Origin of the sequence: Chitinophaga sp. Ak27, from assembly GCF_012726295.1 — a bacterium.
Lineage (GTDB): Bacteria > Bacteroidota > Bacteroidia > Chitinophagales > Chitinophagaceae > Chitinophaga.
The window spans coordinates 222,840-238,900 of the sequence record NZ_JABAOB010000008.1; the positions used below are offsets into that span (position 1 = coordinate 222,840).

Here is a 16,061-nt window from a genome sequence, read left to right on the forward strand (position 1 = left end):
TTTCCGCTTTTGATGGATCCCTTTATCAGTGTACATGAAAAAATCAACTATTAATGGATAACAGAAGAGATTTTATTAAGAAGGCGGCGTTGCTATCCGGTGCTGCCGGTGTATTTAGCGCTTTGCCGGCTTCTATTCAGCGGGCGATGGCCATAGATCCCAGGCCTGGAAGTACCTTCCTGGATGCAGAACATATTGTGATACTGATGCAGGAGAACCGCTCTTTTGACCACTGTTATGGTTCCCTGAGAGGTGTACGTGGCTACAATGATCCACGGGCTATACAGTTGCCCAATAAGAACCTGGTGTGGCTGCAAAGCAATGAGAAGAATGAAACCTTTGCTCCTTTCCGTTTAAACCTGAAAGATACCAAAGCCACCTGGATGAGCAGTTTGCCGCATTCCTGGGGCAACCAGGTAGATGCCCGCAACAATGGGAAGTATGATAAGTGGCTGTTGGTAAAGAAATCTGGCAACAAGGACTGGTCGCCCATGCCGCTGACCCTGGGGTATTATAACCGGGAAGATATTCCTTTCTATTATTCCCTGGCCGATGCTTTTACCGTATGTGATCAGAATTTCTGTTCTTCCTTAACCGGAACAACACCCAACAGGCTTTATTTATGGACAGGCACCCTGCGTGATGAGCAAAATGCTTCCTCCAAAGCCAATGTATGGAATGAGGATGTGGATTATGGTAACGAAGCACATTGGACTACTTTTCCCGAGCGTTTGGAAGATAATGGCATTTCCTGGAGGATATATCAGAATGAAATCAGTGCAGCGGGATTGGAGGGAGAGAAAGACGGCATGCTGGCCAACTTCACCGACAACCCGATAGAATGGTTTACTGCGTTCAATGTACGTTTTGCTGCGGGACATATTGGGTACCTGCAACGACAGGTAAAAGAGCTGCCGGGAAAAATAGCAGAAACGGAAGCGAAACTGAAAACCACTTCCGGTGAGGAGGCTGCCAGACTGCAAAAACTGCTTACTCAACTACAAGCAGGCCTGGAAAAAGCAAAGAAGGATGCGGAACAATTTACCGCCGCCAATTTTGCAAAATTGCCGCCCAGGGCGCAGCAGTTGCATAACAAAGCTTTTACTACCAATATCAATGACCCCGACTATCATGAGCTGGAAACGCTCACCTATAAGGATGGGGATAAAGAGAGAACGGTACTGGTGCCGAAGGGCGATATCCTGCACCAGTTCAGGGCGGATGTAAATGGGGGTAAACTGCCTACCGTATCGTGGCTGGTAGCGCCGGGTGAGTTTTCAGACCATCCCGGTTCGCCGTGGTACGGCGCCTGGTATGTGTCGGAAGTACTGGATATATTAACTAAAAAGGAAGAGGTGTGGAAAAAGACCATTTTCATTTTATGTTACGATGAAAATGATGGTTACTTTGACCACGTACCTCCTTTTGTAGCACCTCATAAACCTGGTACCGGCCTGGTGTCTGAAGGGATTGACACCGGTATTGAGTATGTAACCCGGGAGGAAGAGCAAGTCAAGAAATACCTGCGACCTGACGAAGTCAGGGAAAGCCCGATAGGATTGGGATACCGGGTGCCGTTGGTAATTGCTTCTCCCTGGAGCAGAGGTGGGTATGTGAATTCGGAGGTATGTGATCATACTTCCATCTTGCAGTTTATGGAGCATTTCCTGCAGCATAAAACAGGTAAGGTCATCAGGGAAACGAACATTTCTGCCTGGCGCCGCGCCGTTTGCGGGGATCTTACCTCCGTATTCCGTCCTTTTAATGGCGAAAAGATACATGTACCATTTCCCGAAAGGAATGAGTTTATAGAAATGGTGCATAATGCCCGGTTCAAGAAATTGCCGGATGGCTTTAAGGCGCTGACGCCGGCAGAGGTGGCACAGATTAATCAAAACCCGGCGGCGTCTGAATGGATGGCTCAGCAGGAAAAAGGTATCCGTGTGGCCAATGCATTGCCATATGAATTATATGTGAATGGTAAGCTGAGCGCCGATAAACAGCGTTTTGAAATCGGCTTTGAGGCGGCTAACAAAGTATTTGCCCAGCAGGCAGCCGGGTCGCCATTTAACGTATATGCGCCAGGGAAATACCTGCAGGAAGCCAGCCAAACTATGGAGCCGGTGAGAACATGGTCCTACGGCGTAAAAGCGGGTGATAAGCTAACGGATAACTGGCCGTTGTCGTCTTTTGAAGATGCACACTATCATCTGCGGGTATACGGACCTAACGGATTTTTCCGTGAGTTTGCTGGCGATGCCAACGATCCGCAGGTTGAAATACAGGTGGGTTATCAGCGTAGTCTTACCAACAGCCGGAAACTAACTGGTAATATAGAGGTGAAGTTAATAAATCACGCGACTAAAGCGGCGGCAATAGTTATCACGGACCTGGGTTATCATAAAGGTGTGCTGAAAAAAACGGTGGCGGCTAAAACGGAAGCGGTGTTAATCGTGGACTTGTCTAAGAGCCACGGCTGGTACGACTTTTCGGTAAAGGTAGCCGGCAACCGTTTGTTCGAACAGCGATATGCAGGCCGGGTTGAAACGGGTAAGGAAACATATAGTGATCCTGTTATGGGAAGGGTGTAACATAGTGACGTGATATATTATGTAATAAGGGAGTACCTGCTTTTCCAGGTACTCCCTTATCTTTTCCTGGTATTGGTTTGAACTAAATTATAAGATTTTTGTTATTTGTTTTTTTGTATATTGACTGATGTGTTGGTGATCCCGAATCTGTCTAAGCCTCAAATCAAATTACCTATTCATTAAATCATCCAAAATCTCTTTTTATGAAACGCTCTAACTGTCGTCTGTACTGGTTATTTTCTTTGGCTATGATACTTGCATTTGTGGCCTGTTCTAAAGAGGGATCTCAGGGCCCTGCTGGTCCTGCCGGCCCCCAGGGCCCTCAAGGTCCCGCTGGTCCTGCCGGTACTGATGCCGCAGGCATTACCTATTCTGCCTGGGAACCTTTAGCATTTGATTCCATCCGGGATAATAATGGAGTAGCCACGAAGACTGGTTTTTTTGCCATTATTGATGCTCCCAAACTGACGGATGATATCCTCAACAAAGGGTTGGTAAACGTTTATTTTAATTTCGATTCTACCTCCAAGCCGTATATTGTACCGGTGCCTTATGTGGATAATAATATGTATATCACTTACCAGGCAGAAAAAGGCAGTATCTATATTGTTTCAAACGTAGATCTGAGCGGTGGTTCCATTCATACAGGAGACAGTCCAATTAACCTGTTCCGGTATGTGCTGGTACCCGGGGCAACAGCGGCGCGCAGTGCGAATGGTGTGGACTGGAAGAACTATGCGTCTGTTAAGAAGTTTTATGGTCTGAAAGACTAAATACGGATAAAATCATAACGATGGTAAAGTCCTTCTTCCCGTCCTGAACCGGGGAGGGGGACTTTTTGTTGAGGTATATGCACAATTTGTTCCCGGTAGGCCACGTGATCCTTTTGTTTTTTTAGCTGAGGTATGGTATCCGGCAACCGGCTTTCATTTTGCTAGCTGATATCATTATGGAAAGGCAAATTTTGAAGGTGTTATTGGCTTGCCTTATTGTGGCCGCCTGCAAGGGACCTTCCTCCCCTGGCACCTCGTCCTCCCCGGAATCATCCCAGGAAGAAGATACGGTCAGTCCCCGTAACAGGGGGATTACCCCCGCCAATGCCTACAACGACTTGTTCCTGGATAGTATGGCGGTAGAAAAATTTATTCAGCAAAAGCGGCTGGACAGTCACATGGCTAACCGGCTGCGAAGTTTTTACAATACCCGCAATTATGAGTTTGCCTGGCTGGATAGCAAGGGGCCTACCGAACAGGCCTCGGCCTTTCAGAGCTTATACAGTTATAGCAAGGATACGGGCAGCAGTAAGGCCATCGATATCCGTTTAGATGGGCTAAAAACGGAAGACAGCCTGGTGATAACCGCCAATAACCCTGAAATGACGCATCTTGAATTGCAGCTAACCGTGCGACTAGTGACCTATTTCAGGAAAAGAGGCGGAAGCGTGGAGCAAATAGAGCATATGGTGCCTGCCCAACGCTATGAAGTGATGCAGCTGGCTGACTCTATGCTGAAAACCAACGACCATTTATTCCCGGCAGTAGCGCCTATGAAAGCGCCGCTCAAAGCTTATATGGGGTATGTGCGGGATGGAGGCTTGGATACGTTGCCACGGGTTGGTAAAGGATACCGGAAGGGTCAATCTTCTCCCGATATCCGGCTGATAAAAAAACGATTAACCCTTACCGGGGAGCTGGCAGACGAGGATAGCAGTGCGGTATTTGACGATGCCCTGGAAACAGCAGTAAATATCTTTCGTAACCATTATGGTTACACGGAAAACGGGGTGTTGAATGATACCATTATCAGGGAACTCAATGTATCTGCCCAAGCGCGCCTGCAGCAGTTACTGATCAACATGGAAAGAATGAAATGGATGCCCGCGGCTGATAAAGGAAAGCTGATACTGGTTAACATCCCCGCTTTTAAACTACAGGTGGTAGAAGACAGGCAGCAACTTTTTGATATCGACATTATTGTTGGAAAGGAAGGGCATAGTACTACTATGTTTTCGGGGTGGCTGAGCCAGGTAGTCTTTAGCCCCTACTGGAATATTCCACGCAGTATTATCAGAAAAGAGATATTACCGGCCATGAACCGGCGCCCGGGCTACCTGGCATCAAAGCATATGGAGATAACGGGGCATCAAAACGGGTTGCCGGTTATCAGACAGTTGCCGGGACCGCATAACGCCCTGGGGCGGGTAAAATTCCTCTTCCCTAATAGTTATAATATTTACTTCCATGATACACCAGAGAAGAGCTTGTTTAACCACGATATCCGGACCTACAGCCACGGTTGCATTCGACTGAAAGATCCGATGAAAATGGCACAGTTTGTATTGGAAAATTCGCCGGAGTGGACCACCGAAAAGATTACGGCGGCCATGGACAGCGGCAAGCAAACTTATGTGACCGTAAAACACCCGGTGCCGGTGATTATCACCTATTTTACCGCCTGGGTAGAAGGAGATACTTTACATATAGCACCAGATGTATATGATCACGATATTCCGTTCCGGAATAAGTTGTTCCTATAGTTTAGGAAGCGGTGCTGTCGTGCCTCAATATTTTTGTATGGGCAGAATAATATTTATCGGGGCTGTATAAAAACAGGCAGGTCCCGTTCTGTATACGTTGAATTACCTTACGATGAATATCGATGGGAATAGCGGGGCAGCCGAGGCTGCGGCCAATATAACCCTGTGCTTTACCCAGGCTTTCATTAACATAGTCGGCGCTGTGCATTACGATACCCCTGCTAAGTGCATTGTCGTTGATGCCGGCTTCCTCACCTTCCAGGCGAAGGGATAATCCGTGCTCACCGTTGTAGGTGTCGCCGGTAATGTAAAACCCAAGGCTGCTTTTAAAGCTATTCATCTTATTGGAAAAGGTATTGGCAATATCTTTTCCTGAATTTCTGCCATGCGATACCAGGGTATTAAACAACAACAGCCTGTTTTTGAGATCTATTACAAACAGACGTTTTTTGGTGCTGGGCAGGGAGAAATCAACAATAGATAAGATATCCGGATTTTTTATTCTTCCGGTTTCTTCCAGGTGTTGAAAACCTAATAGTGCATTTTGAAACGCTTCCCGGGATAAACCGGCAGAGTCGAGCCGCATGATATCGTACAAACTCTCTTCCTTTTGCGAGGAATCTGTTTTAAGGCCGTTGCGTGCAGGTTGATTGGCAGCAGTTGATTTCTCGGAAGTAGTAAGTGTTGTAATCAGAAAAACAAAGAGGCAAATAGCACTGATAAAAATTAGCGGTTTAATCGTCTTCTTCACATTCATTTTCACTCCGTAATTTGTTTAGGTGATTGATTAAAAAGGCATAGGTCACGAAGTTAACTGATTCTGACCTGGAATAAAACCCTGGAAACCTGTTTGAGCCCGCTTGGAAATCGGTTTTAACAGTGCTTTCACATACATGAGAAAAACATATAAATGCTAAACATTGGTTAAAGCCTGGAGAATATCAGGATAATTGATTATTTTATCTGATATAACTTTGGAAAACGGTTTCGTAGAAAGAGAAAACTGCCATAAAAATGGGTCGGTTCTTGCGCCGGCCCTTTGTTATTATCCATTCATTTAAATTAGTGAGTCATGCCTGAATTACCCGATCTGCAAGCATTTCGTCATAACCTGGAAAAGAAATTATTGCATCAGCAACTGAAAACAATTACTGTTAAGAACAGTAAGAAACTGGCGGTTACTGAAAAGACGCTGCAATCTGCCCTGGAAGGGCAAAAGTTGAAAGAGATACAGCGGGTGGGAAAGGAGTTGCATTTTGTATTCCAGAATGGGCATGTACTGGGCATGCACCTCATGTTGCACGGCAAATTATACTTCTTTGATCATCAAAATAAAGAGAAGTACACGATCGCCGAATTATTGTTTGGTAACGGAACCGGGTTAGCGATTACTGATTTCCAGGGCTCTGCCAATATTGCGCTGGACCCGGCTGAAAAAACTGCTCCAGATGCCTTGTCAGATGATTTTAATGAGCGCTACTTGGAGACACAGTTGAGCAAGAAAAAGATCGGTATTAAAAAATTTCTGTTGGATCAAAAGCAGGTGTTGGGCATCGGAAATGCTTATGCCGATGATATTTTGTGGTACGCCAGGATTTCTCCTTTTTCCATCTGTAATAAAATCCCTGCCGCCAAGGTAAAGGTATTGCTGTCTGCCATCAGGCATATTTTACGGGAAGCCGAAAAAAAGATACTTAAAAGTAACCCCGACATTATTCATGGAGAAGTCCGGGACTTTATGCTGGTACATAATGCCAAATTAAAGGAAAGTCCGGGTGGCGCTGCCATCCAAAAAGATACCGGTGGCGGCAGAAAGACTTATTACACGGATGAACAGGAATTATTTGAGTAGTATCCCCGACGCAAAAGCCGTATCCGGGGTAGTGTTCTGCGGTTCATAAATTCTCCCGGCGATTTTTTCCACAAAAGCTTTGGGGAAAAATTTGGGCAGCCAGGCGTTCAATTTATTAGTGAAACCGGGCACAATTTCCGCTTTGCCGCTAAACAAGCCATCAATAGCTATTTTAGCTACCCTTTCTGGCGTCATATTAAACCGGTCGGCAATCTTCCGGGTGCGGTTGCTCATGCGCGCCCGGTTCACAAAATCGGTATCGGTACTACCCGGGCTCAATGCGCTCACGGAAATATTGGAGTGCCGTAGTTCATGCCGGAGTCCGCGCGTAAACGATAGCGCAAAGGCCTTGGTAGCGGCATAAATATTCAGGTAGGGTACCGTTTGATAAGCGGTAGTGCTGGCCAGATTAAGCAGGTATGCCCTGGGAAACTGCCGCAGTACCGGAATATAGGCATACGACAAGCTTACCTGTGCCTTGATATTTACATCAATGATATTCAGCTGTTCGGGCAGTGTTAATGTTTCAAATGCGCCATTGATACCATACCCGGCGTTATTTACCACCACCGACAACAAATCGTGATAAGTACTGCTCCAGGCAGTGACTTGTTGCGCAGCATCGGGGGCCGATAAATCCTGTTGCAGCGTGCGTACATGCACGTGATATTGTACTGACAGCGCTTCTGCGGTAGCTGCCAGGGCAGGTTGGTCTATATCCACCAACAGCAGGTGGTAATTTTTTTCCGCCAGCTGTGCCGCAATGGCTTTCCCTATTCCTTTGGCTGCGCCGGTAATTAATGCGTATGACATAGTTATTATTTTTAGAGAGAAGGAGTGTTTACTTCCGCCAGCTTTTCCGGGTGTGCAGTAACATTTACCCACTGTGGCTTCCCGCCATAGAGGTGTTGTTTAAACTGGGCCAGCTTATGATAGAAAGGCGTGGGGCTATTGGCTGTTTTAGGCTGATAGTCGCCGGTAATGATAGGGATGTACATCACCCGCCGGCGGCTTTTTTCGCCGGTGTGTGACGACTGCTGTACGCGGTGCCACAGGCGGCCATCATGCACGGTAAGATCGCCCGCTTCGATATCGAAACCCACTTCCTTTTTATCCGGATTGTTATCGATGAAATATTTCTTTCTGAATAGTAATTTAAAAAGGCCTTGTTCGTGCGTACCGGGTAATACCCGTAGACCGCCGTTATCCAGCGGGCAGTCGTCGAGGTGAATGCCTACGTTGAGCATAGGAAGAATCCGCGAGCCAAGAAACAAATCCCGGGGGCTATCGGTGTGCCAGCCCAGCTGCTTGAATTGGCTGGCAGCGGTATTAACATAATGATTGATTACCAGTCCATCTTTTTCATTTTCGCCTATCCTGCCGCTATAGGGACCCAGTAATGCGATGAGCGACTGGAGCCTTTGATCTTTCAACAATTCACGTAAGGTATTGCTGAAGTGGGAGGCAAAAGCAATGCGTTGAATGAGCGGAGCGCCATTGATGTCGGCGCCGAATTTCAGCGGAATACCGTTGACTTTCTGTACCTGGTTGCGTAACAGGAAATCCTGTACCCGCGCTACCTCTTCGTGAATATGGGCAAGTGTATTTTTATCCAGGTAATTTTTAAACTGGATGATTCCATGTTGGCGGAAATATTGGAGATGTGTGTGGTTAATCGCCTCATTGAGGCGGAATATGGGTTGGTTGTTCGTGTTCATGACGAATGTGTTTAGACTGACAGTAATGTTGGTTGTTGAAATAAAAATGCGAAGCGGCAGTGGTGGGAGCCTGCAGGAGGGAATGGGCGTTAACAACAATAAACAGCTGCTGGCTGTTGCGGGCGATTGATCAGATGGTATAACCGGTGTCGGTTAGATGGATAATAATTAGTGTCCATGGCATACGATTTTTATTAGTCTACTAATTCTGTGGACAAATATAGATATTCACTTTTAATTGCAAAAAAATATTTTCCGTTACCGGACGGGATGTTATTGGCCGGTATTATTCAGTAATGCTTCATAGTCGCTATTAGTATCGATATCTATGGCGCCTTGGGGAAAATGGAGGGTAGCTACCTGGTTGGGGTGTTGCAACAATATTTTTTTAGCGCCTTCCTGTCCGCTGAGGGATAGCAGCTGGGGGAAGAATTTTTTATCGAAGAGAGCCGGCGTACCTATTGTGTCGCCATAGGCAGCTGCTACCAGGCTCTTGCCGCTGGACTTTTTGAGAGCGTAGAGGTCTTGCAGCAGGGAAGTGCTGATATGTGGCTGATCGCATAAAAGCAACAGTGCGCTGGAAGTATTGGGTTGTACCTGGAGCAGGTGTTGCAGGCTTGCTTTAATAGAGCTGCCCATGCCGGTAGGCCAGTGTGGATTAACGATTGTGTGTACTTTTTCTGCAGTGAGTTGTTGTTTGATCTGGGTAGCAAAGGCACCCAGCACTACCACAACAGGCATATGTCCTGACTGCTGGGCGGTGTGTACTACATTTTGCAGCAGGCTTTTATGTTGAAAAGGCAGTTGCTGTTTTGGGGTGCCCAGCCTTTTTGAGGCGCCAGCGGCGAGGATGATGATACCGGTTGTTTCCATTATAATACTTGTTGGAGGATGATTTGTTGTTCACGTGGATGAATGGTGGTATTTTTTTCCCGTAAGGAAGTAGCGGCTGCTGCCGACATCACTGATTTTATTTCACTGACTACGGAGAGCGCAATTTCTTCCGGTGTTTCTGCGCCGAGGTCAAGTCCTGCGGGTCCGTGTATGCGTGCCCGTTGTTGCCTCGAAACCTGGATGCCGTTTTCCATGAGTTCGCTGAGCATGCGTTGTAATTTTTTGGCAGGCCCCAACACGCCTATATACGGCAGGGGAAGTGGTAATAATTGTGCCAGCAGGACCAGGTCGTAATTATAGTTATGGGTCATGAGTATCACTGCCGTGTAGGCGTCGGTGTTAACTGCCGACAGGAGTTGTGCCGGCTTGGCCAGTACAACCCGGGTAGCATCGGGGAACCTTGACTGGGTAGCGTACAGGGGGCGTCCATCGGCAACAATGGTACCCCATCCCAGCAGGCCGGCCATTTTTACCAATGGTATTACATCGTTGCCTGCGCCGGCAATGAGCAACTGTATAGCAGGTGGCAGATAAGCTGCATGCGCAGTAAAGTCGTTATTAGCGGCCTGGTAGGTTTTGGTAAAAGAGGTTTGTGTGCCCAGCGCCACCCGGGCATCGGTGATCACAGCCTGTTGGAGCTTCTTGTCTTCAATAGGGTATACCGTTTGCCCGTTGGCGGTGAGCAGCAGGCAGGTACCGGGCTGAGGTCCTTTGCGCTGGCGCAGACTAAAAAGGGTGACCAGCGCCGCGGGGCTGCGATGTGCGACGACTTCGCGGAGCAGCGCCAACGGGTTGTTGGAACTGGCAGCGTTGATAGGTTCCAAGAGAATATGAATAATGCCGTTGCATCCCAGTCCTACACCCAGTATAGCATCGTCTTCATCGTTGGTATCGTAGGTAACCAGCATGGGTTGCTGTTGCAATATTACCAGCTGTGCTTTGCGCAGGGCATCGCCTTCGAGGCATCCACCGCTGATGGCGCCGGTAAGGGTGCCATTTTCTGTTACCAACATACGCGCACCGGGTTGACGGTAAGCCGATCCTTCCACATGCACTACTGTAGCCAGGGCTGTTTTCAGGCCTTGCTGGCAAGCGTTATGATAAGCCTTTACAATATCTTCGAGCTCTTTCATGTGGTTGCATTTTCTGTGGAGGCAATATGCAATAGCTTATCTGGTGTGATAGGCAGATCGCGTACACGGATGCCGGTGGCGTGAAATACTGCATTGGAAACAGCGGCCGCAAATCCTATCAATGCAATTTCTCCCAGTCCTTTAGAGCCCATGGGATTAATATGTGGGTCCTTTTTATTAACGAAATACACATCGGTGGGTGGCGTATCTGCGTTGACCGGTACGTGGTAATCGGCGTAGTTATTATTTATGAAACGGCCGAAGCGGTGATCCAGTATAGCCTCTTCCGTTAGGGCCATACCGATGCCGCCTACTACGCCGCCAATCATCTGGCTGCGGGCTGTTTTGGTATTAACGATGGCGCCAGCGTCTGCCACGCTTACGATATGTTGTATGCGCACCACACCGGTAGCGGGATGTACATGTACTTTGGCAAAATGTACGGAGAAAGAGTACATGGAGTATTTCTTTCTTTCGTCGCCGCCCTGGGAGGTAGCTGTTACTTTTACTTCCGGCAGCTTTTGTTGTTGCAGTAGTGCTTCATGCGTAATTTTTGTTTGCCGGTCGGCAGTAATGAGTTGTCCATCTTCATAAATAATCAGCTCCGGGGTGGTTTGTTTAAATGCGGGCACCTGGCTGATAGCGAGGTTCGCCAGTTCTTTAAGCAGGGCATGGCAAACGTCCGATACGGCGCTACCTACAGTAGATACAGTGGCAGAGCCTCCTTGTTCCGGTGCATAGGGAAAAGTGGACTCACCCAACATAAAAGTTATTTTATCCGGGGTGATACCGGTGACATCGGCGGCGATTTGTACCATGGCAGTGGCCGTACCGGGGCCAATATCTGCGGCGGCGCTTTGAAGGGTGAGTGTGCCATCGGATTTTAGTATAGCCGATACCGTAGCTTTGCCACGATAGGCGCCGAAGGTACCACTGCTCATGCCATAGCCCACCAGCATACCATTTTCCTGCATACTGCGTGGTACCGGGTTGCGGCTAGACCAACCAATTTTTTCCGCCCCTATCTGATAGGCTTCCTTCAGGTATTTGCTGGAGAAGGGGAGGTTTCTTTCGGGGTCGGTATCGGCATGATTGAGGATGCGCAATTGCAGCGGATCTATTTTCAGTTTGTAGGAGAGCTCATCTATGGCCGATTCCAGGGCGAAGGAGCCAGTGGCTTCCCCGGGGCCCCGCATCCAGATGGGCGTGCTCATATTGAGCGGTACCAGCTGGTACCGGGTATTTACGTTGGGGCAGTCGTACATGAATTTCGTCATGGCTACAATGCCTTCGGTAAAATCTTCGTAAGGCGACGTGATAGCGACGGCTTCATGGGTAATGCCGGTTAATTTCCCATCGGGAGTGGCGCCCATGCTTATCTTCTGACTGGAATTGGGCCGGTATCCTACCAGTGTAAACATTTGTTCGCGGGTGATAACCAGCTTTACTGGTTTACGTATTTTTTTGGCGGCCAGTATAGTGGCAATTTCCAATGGCCATACACGGAGTGCCATGCCAAATGCGCCGCCTACAAACCGGGAGTGGACGGTAATATTTTGTTCGGGGATTTCGAACAGTTCCTGGATTGTTTCCTGTACGCTTTTCACGCCCTGTGTTTTAGCATAGAGTGTGAGGTTGTCGGGAGTGGTCCAGTGAGCAATGATACCAGCCAGCTCCATGGGATTGTGTACTTCCAGTGGAATGGTGTATTGGGCGCTGTGGGTAACAGGTGCTTTTTGCCAGGCATTAATTTCTCCACGGGAATAGTCTTTCATGCGATTGTTCTGAAAGGCTTTATCCATGCTGGCTTCCATATTAGTGTAATGTGTTTCCTGGTTGTACTGTACTTCTACCAGGGAGGCGGCGTATACTGCGCGTTCCAGGGTGTTAGCTACTACAATAGCTACTGGCTGCCCGTTGGAGTAAATGCGGTTATCGCGGAAGATTTGCAGGCCGTTTTTGTTGCCCGGAGTCGTCTTTTTATACCCAGGTACCGGCGGGGCGTTCAGGTGCGACACTACATCTACTACACCTGGTGCGCGCAACGCTTTGGTGGCGTTGATGCCGGCAATGGCGCCGCAGCTGATGGTACTGCAAACCAACGCAGCGTATTGCATATCCGCTGGTTGGTGGTCGGCAAAGTATTTGGCTCCGCCGGTTACTTTCAGGCGACCATCCACGCGGTTCATGGGTTGTCCTGTTTGTTGTTTTTTCATGCGGTAGCAGCTTTTAGTAAGGCGGTTTGAATACTATTGAATGCCAGCTCTTTTTTAAACCCATTGTGGGCGTATGTTTTAGCGCCCTGGATGGCGATGTTCGCCGCCAGCCGGAAGTTATCGCTGGTAGGTGTTTTGCCGGTGAGCGCTTTTTCTGCATCGGGCAGGCGCCAGGGTTTATGTGCTACTCCGCCCATGGCTATACGAACATTGCGTATAACATTGTCGCTGATATCCATGGCCACTGCTACAGACACCAGCGCGAAAGCATAAGAGGCGCGGTCGCGTACCTTGAGGTAGCAGGTATGTTTGGTGAATGGGTGCGGGGGTATTTCCACCGCCGTGATCAGTTCATTTTTAGCCAGGTTATTATCCAATTGCGGGGTATTGCCGGGCAGGCGGTGAAAGTCGGTAAATGGAATGCGGCGTTCGCCTTTGGGGCCTGCTACCAGTACCGTTGCGTCGAGGGCGGCCAATGCTACGCACATATCGCTGGGATGAACGGCGATGCAGTTGTCGCTGGCGCCGAAAATGGCGTGCATGCGGTTAATACCTCCGGTAGCGCCGCAGCCGCTGTTGGGCTGCCGTTTATTACAGGGCATAGACGTATCGTAGAAATAGGAGCAACGGGTGCGTTGCATCATGTTGCCACCTACGGTAGCCATATTGCGCAGTTGCTGGGATGCGCCGGCCAGTAGGGCTTCCGACAACAGCGGATGTTGTGTTTTTACCAGGTCATGTGCGGCCAGGTCGCTGTTGAGCACCAGGGCGCCTATGTGCAGGGTATTACCGTCCTGCCGGATCTCCCGGAGTGGAAGCTGGTTGATGTCGATCAGTTTTTCCGGTAAGGCGACCCCGTTTTTCATGAGGTCGAGCAGGTTAGTACCACCGGCAATGAAGCGGGCGCTATGATCGCGTGCCATAGCTTCTATGGCGGCCTTGAGGCTGTTGGGTCTTACGTAGGAGAAAGGATTCATGCTGTTTGTCCTCCATTTTTTACGTCCATGATGGCGTTTACAATATTGTCGTATGCACCGCAGCGGCAGATGTTGCCGCTCATGAATTCGCGGATTTGTTCCGGCGAGCCGGCATGGCCTTCGTTCAGGCAGGCTACGGCCGACATGATTTGTCCGGGGGTACAATATCCGCATTGGAAGCCGTCATGCCGGATGAATGCTTCCTGCACGGGGTGCAACTGATCGCCGTTGGAAAGGCCTTCGATGGTAGTAATCTTTTTGCCCTCCTGCATTACGGCGAGTGTGAGACAAGAGTTGATCCGCTGGCCATTTACATGTACCGTGCAGGCGCCGCACTGGCCGTGGTCGCAACCTTTTTTAGTACCGGTCAGCGCAAGCTGTTCCCGTAGCAGGTCCAGCAGGGTAACACGGGGTTCTACGGAGAGCTGCATTTTCTTCCCGTTTATTTCCAGGCTGACCGGCATCTTTTCGAACACGGCGGCAATGGCTTCGTCGTGTTGCGCGGCCTTTAGCACCAATGGCGGCGCTAAGGCCAGTGCCATAACAGCAGAAGATTGTTTCAGGAAATCGCGGCGGGCTTCCTGTTTATCTTTTTTTGGTGGAACAGATGATGGCTTGTTTCCCTGTGGCATTTTGCACCCGTTTTTTTCACTAATAAGTTAGCGAAAAAAAATGGTTCCGGGTGCTAAACTTTGATGTATGGTGAACGGAAAAGCTGGTCTATTGCTTAGGAGCAACCCTGGTTTCTCCGTTGCGGGTTATGCGCATGGCGGTGGCGTTGCCATTGTTGTCGGTTACAAACTCGATATCGAAGCCGGCCTCATTGTCCAGGAAAAAGTGGGTATTGTCTGCTGCACTCATGGGCGACCTTGGGCCTTTGTCGGGATAAGCTACCAGCTGCCCGTTTTCCAGCTTTAGCTCTACCAGCAGCGATTGGGCAGTGATCTTATACATGCCGGTGTATTTTTTCAGGATGTCTTCACTCAATTTTACCGCTACTTTTTTGGTGGGTGTATAATATGGTTGTTGGTAACAAGCGGCCAGTATGCTTTTGGCAATGCCGTTAAGTGCAGGGGTTTCGGTATTGCTGAGTAAAATTATACAGATATCATCTTCCGGTACTCTCAGTAGCTGGGAGCGGAAACCAAAAATGCCGCCGCTGTGCATGACTGCTTTATGTCCAAAGAGGGTGTCTATTTCCCAACCAAATCCATAATGGTTTTTTACAGGCGTGGTGGCCAGGGCGATAGATTGTGCGCTGATGATACGGTTCTGTTGCAGCGCCTGGTGAAAGCGGTACAGATCGCCGGTGGTAGCGTAAATGGCGCCCGCAGAAAAGGAAACAGATGAGTCTACCAGGGGGGATATTTTCGTGTAATTATTCAGGCTATCGGCCACATATCCAATGGTTCGGTTGTTACTTTGAAGGTGCGCAAAGTCAAACCCGCTGTGTTGCATGCCGGCTGGTTTGAAAATATATTTCCTCACTGCGGCTTCCCAGGGCATGCCGGTGGCTTTATGTACAATATATCCCAGCATGGAATAGCCGGAGTTACTATAGTTCCAGCTGGTACCGGGTAAAAAATCCAATGGTTTGTCTTTAAAAAGTGCGATCATTTTTTCTTCTGTAGCCGGTTGTTCAGGATGCCAGAGGTCCCTGTCCAGCCTGGTATAATTGAAGATGCCGGAGGTATGCGATAACAGTTGCCGGATGGTGATGCTATCTCCATGGGGATAAGCCGGGTAGAATTTGCTGATGTGGTCGTCGAGTGACAATTGATGCAGCTCTGCGAGTTTTAGGATCAGCGTGGAAGTAAAGGTTTTGGTAACAGAAGCCAGCTGGTATTGACTGTTGGTGGTGTTGGGCGTATGGTCAGCCACGTTAGCCGGGCCATAGGCTTTATCTATCAGTATTTGTCCATGTACCGCCACGAGCGCCGTGCCGGAAAACTGGTGCTGATCATGATAAGCATAAAGGAGGGTATCAATTTTTTGTGTAGTAGTTTGGGCATACAGGGTTTGTACTGCGAAGAGGGTACACAATAGGGGGAGTATTCTCTTGAGCATAGCAAAAATTTTTGGAAAGGTAATATAGGGATGAGAAATGGGGTGGTAAATGTGATGGAACTATAGAAAAACAGGAC

At 48.6% G+C, this 16,061-nt stretch carries 13 protein-coding genes; 4 read left to right on the plus strand and 9 right to left on the minus strand.

Translation table 11 applies throughout. From position 1 onward, the window contains the following. Positions 1-53: 53 nt before the first annotated feature. The 3 genes from HGH90_RS24905 (at position 54) to HGH90_RS24915 (ending at position 5,127) form a co-directional block, all read left to right on the plus strand. Positions 54-2,591 (plus strand): phosphocholine-specific phospholipase C, encoded by a 2,538-nt coding sequence (locus tag HGH90_RS24905; protein WP_169192106.1) that lies wholly within the window; start codon positions 54-56, stop codon positions 2,589-2,591. A 248-nt stretch (positions 2,592-2,839) separates the two neighbouring features. Continuing rightward, positions 2,840-3,364, plus strand: coding sequence for a collagen-like protein (locus HGH90_RS24910; RefSeq protein ID WP_169192054.1), 525 nt, complete (start codon positions 2,840-2,842; stop codon positions 3,362-3,364). Positions 3,365-3,540: 176 nt separating this feature from the next. Continuing rightward, a complete protein-coding gene (locus HGH90_RS24915) occupies positions 3,541-5,127 on the plus strand; it encodes a murein L,D-transpeptidase (protein WP_169192107.1) in 1,587 nt (528 codons plus the stop codon). A 1-nt stretch (position 5,128) separates the two neighbouring features. On the opposite strand, the gene HGH90_RS24920 is transcribed toward HGH90_RS24915, so the two are convergent. After that, positions 5,129-5,884, minus strand: a complete 756-nt coding sequence (locus tag HGH90_RS24920) for a murein L,D-transpeptidase catalytic domain family protein (RefSeq protein WP_168766426.1) — start codon at positions 5,882-5,884, stop codon at positions 5,129-5,131. Positions 5,885-6,199: 315 nt separating this feature from the next. On the opposite strand from HGH90_RS24920, the gene HGH90_RS24925 reads away from it, so the two are divergent. Next, positions 6,200-6,979, plus strand: a complete 780-nt coding sequence (locus HGH90_RS24925; RefSeq protein WP_168766427.1) for a DNA-formamidopyrimidine glycosylase family protein — start codon at positions 6,200-6,202, stop codon at positions 6,977-6,979. On the opposite strand, the gene HGH90_RS24930 is transcribed toward HGH90_RS24925, so the two are convergent. The 8 genes from HGH90_RS24930 to HGH90_RS24965 form a co-directional block, all read right to left on the minus strand. Continuing rightward, positions 6,968-7,792 (minus strand): SDR family NAD(P)-dependent oxidoreductase, encoded by an 825-nt coding sequence (locus HGH90_RS24930; RefSeq protein ID WP_169192108.1) that lies wholly within the window; start codon positions 7,790-7,792, stop codon positions 6,968-6,970. The two genes, HGH90_RS24925 and HGH90_RS24930, sit on opposite strands and share 12 nt — an antisense overlap. A gap of 11 nt (positions 7,793-7,803) precedes the next feature. Further along, positions 7,804-8,697, minus strand: a complete 894-nt coding sequence (locus HGH90_RS24935) for a phytanoyl-CoA dioxygenase family protein (RefSeq protein WP_168766429.1) — start codon at positions 8,695-8,697, stop codon at positions 7,804-7,806. Between the two features lie 273 nt (positions 8,698-8,970). Continuing rightward, positions 8,971-9,570 carry an NTP transferase domain-containing protein gene (locus HGH90_RS24940; protein WP_169192109.1) on the minus strand — a complete coding sequence of 200 codons (600 nt, stop codon included), beginning with the start codon at positions 9,568-9,570 and terminating at the stop codon, positions 8,971-8,973. Then, positions 9,570-10,724 (minus strand): XdhC family protein, encoded by a 1,155-nt coding sequence (locus tag HGH90_RS24945; RefSeq protein WP_169192110.1) that lies wholly within the window; start codon positions 10,722-10,724, stop codon positions 9,570-9,572. Before HGH90_RS24945 ends, HGH90_RS24940 begins: the two co-directional genes overlap by 1 nt. After that, positions 10,721-12,940, minus strand: coding sequence for a xanthine dehydrogenase family protein molybdopterin-binding subunit (locus HGH90_RS24950; RefSeq protein ID WP_169192111.1), 2,220 nt, complete (start codon positions 12,938-12,940; stop codon positions 10,721-10,723). Before HGH90_RS24950 ends, HGH90_RS24945 begins: the two co-directional genes overlap by 4 nt. After that, positions 12,937-13,917: an FAD binding domain-containing protein gene (locus tag HGH90_RS24955; RefSeq protein WP_169192112.1), complete on the minus strand. Its 981-nt coding sequence runs from the start codon at positions 13,915-13,917 to the stop codon at positions 12,937-12,939. The genes HGH90_RS24950 and HGH90_RS24955 overlap by 4 nt, the downstream gene beginning before the upstream one ends. Next, positions 13,914-14,549 (minus strand): 2Fe-2S iron-sulfur cluster-binding protein, encoded by a 636-nt coding sequence (locus HGH90_RS24960; protein ID WP_168766434.1) that lies wholly within the window; start codon positions 14,547-14,549, stop codon positions 13,914-13,916. The genes HGH90_RS24955 and HGH90_RS24960 overlap by 4 nt, the downstream gene beginning before the upstream one ends. Positions 14,550-14,637: 88 nt before the next feature. Beyond that, positions 14,638-15,984: a serine hydrolase domain-containing protein gene (locus tag HGH90_RS24965; RefSeq protein ID WP_169192113.1), complete on the minus strand. Its 1,347-nt coding sequence runs from the start codon at positions 15,982-15,984 to the stop codon at positions 14,638-14,640. Between the last annotated feature and the right edge of the window lie 77 nt (positions 15,985-16,061).

Bases quoted from the DNA above. Each gene is read 5' to 3' on its own strand.
- HGH90_RS24905 (WP_169192106.1), top strand. From the start codon at position 54: ATGGATAACAGAAGAGATTTTATTAAGAAGGCGGCGTTGCTATCCGGT.
- HGH90_RS24910 (WP_169192054.1), top strand. From the start codon at position 2,840: ATGATACTTGCATTTGTGGCCTGTTCTAAAGAGGGATCTCAGGGCCCT.
- HGH90_RS24915 (WP_169192107.1), top strand. From the start codon at position 3,541: ATGGAAAGGCAAATTTTGAAGGTGTTATTGGCTTGCCTTATTGTGGCC.
- HGH90_RS24920 (WP_168766426.1), bottom strand. From the start codon at position 5,884: ATGAATGTGAAGAAGACGATTAAACCGCTAATTTTTATCAGTGCTATT.
- HGH90_RS24925 (WP_168766427.1), top strand. From the start codon at position 6,200: ATGCCTGAATTACCCGATCTGCAAGCATTTCGTCATAACCTGGAAAAG.
- HGH90_RS24930 (WP_169192108.1), bottom strand. From the start codon at position 7,792: ATGTCATACGCATTAATTACCGGCGCAGCCAAAGGAATAGGGAAAGCC.
- HGH90_RS24935 (WP_168766429.1), bottom strand. From the start codon at position 8,697: ATGAACACGAACAACCAACCCATATTCCGCCTCAATGAGGCGATTAAC.
- HGH90_RS24940 (WP_169192109.1), bottom strand. From the start codon at position 9,570: ATGGAAACAACCGGTATCATCATCCTCGCCGCTGGCGCCTCAAAAAGG.
- HGH90_RS24945 (WP_169192110.1), bottom strand. From the start codon at position 10,724: ATGAAAGAGCTCGAAGATATTGTAAAGGCTTATCATAACGCTTGCCAG.
- HGH90_RS24950 (WP_169192111.1), bottom strand. From the start codon at position 12,940: ATGAAAAAACAACAAACAGGACAACCCATGAACCGCGTGGATGGTCGC.
- HGH90_RS24955 (WP_169192112.1), bottom strand. From the start codon at position 13,917: ATGAATCCTTTCTCCTACGTAAGACCCAACAGCCTCAAGGCCGCCATA.
- HGH90_RS24960 (WP_168766434.1), bottom strand. From the start codon at position 14,549: ATGCCACAGGGAAACAAGCCATCATCTGTTCCACCAAAAAAAGATAAA.
- HGH90_RS24965 (WP_169192113.1), bottom strand. From the start codon at position 15,984: ATGCTCAAGAGAATACTCCCCCTATTGTGTACCCTCTTCGCAGTACAA.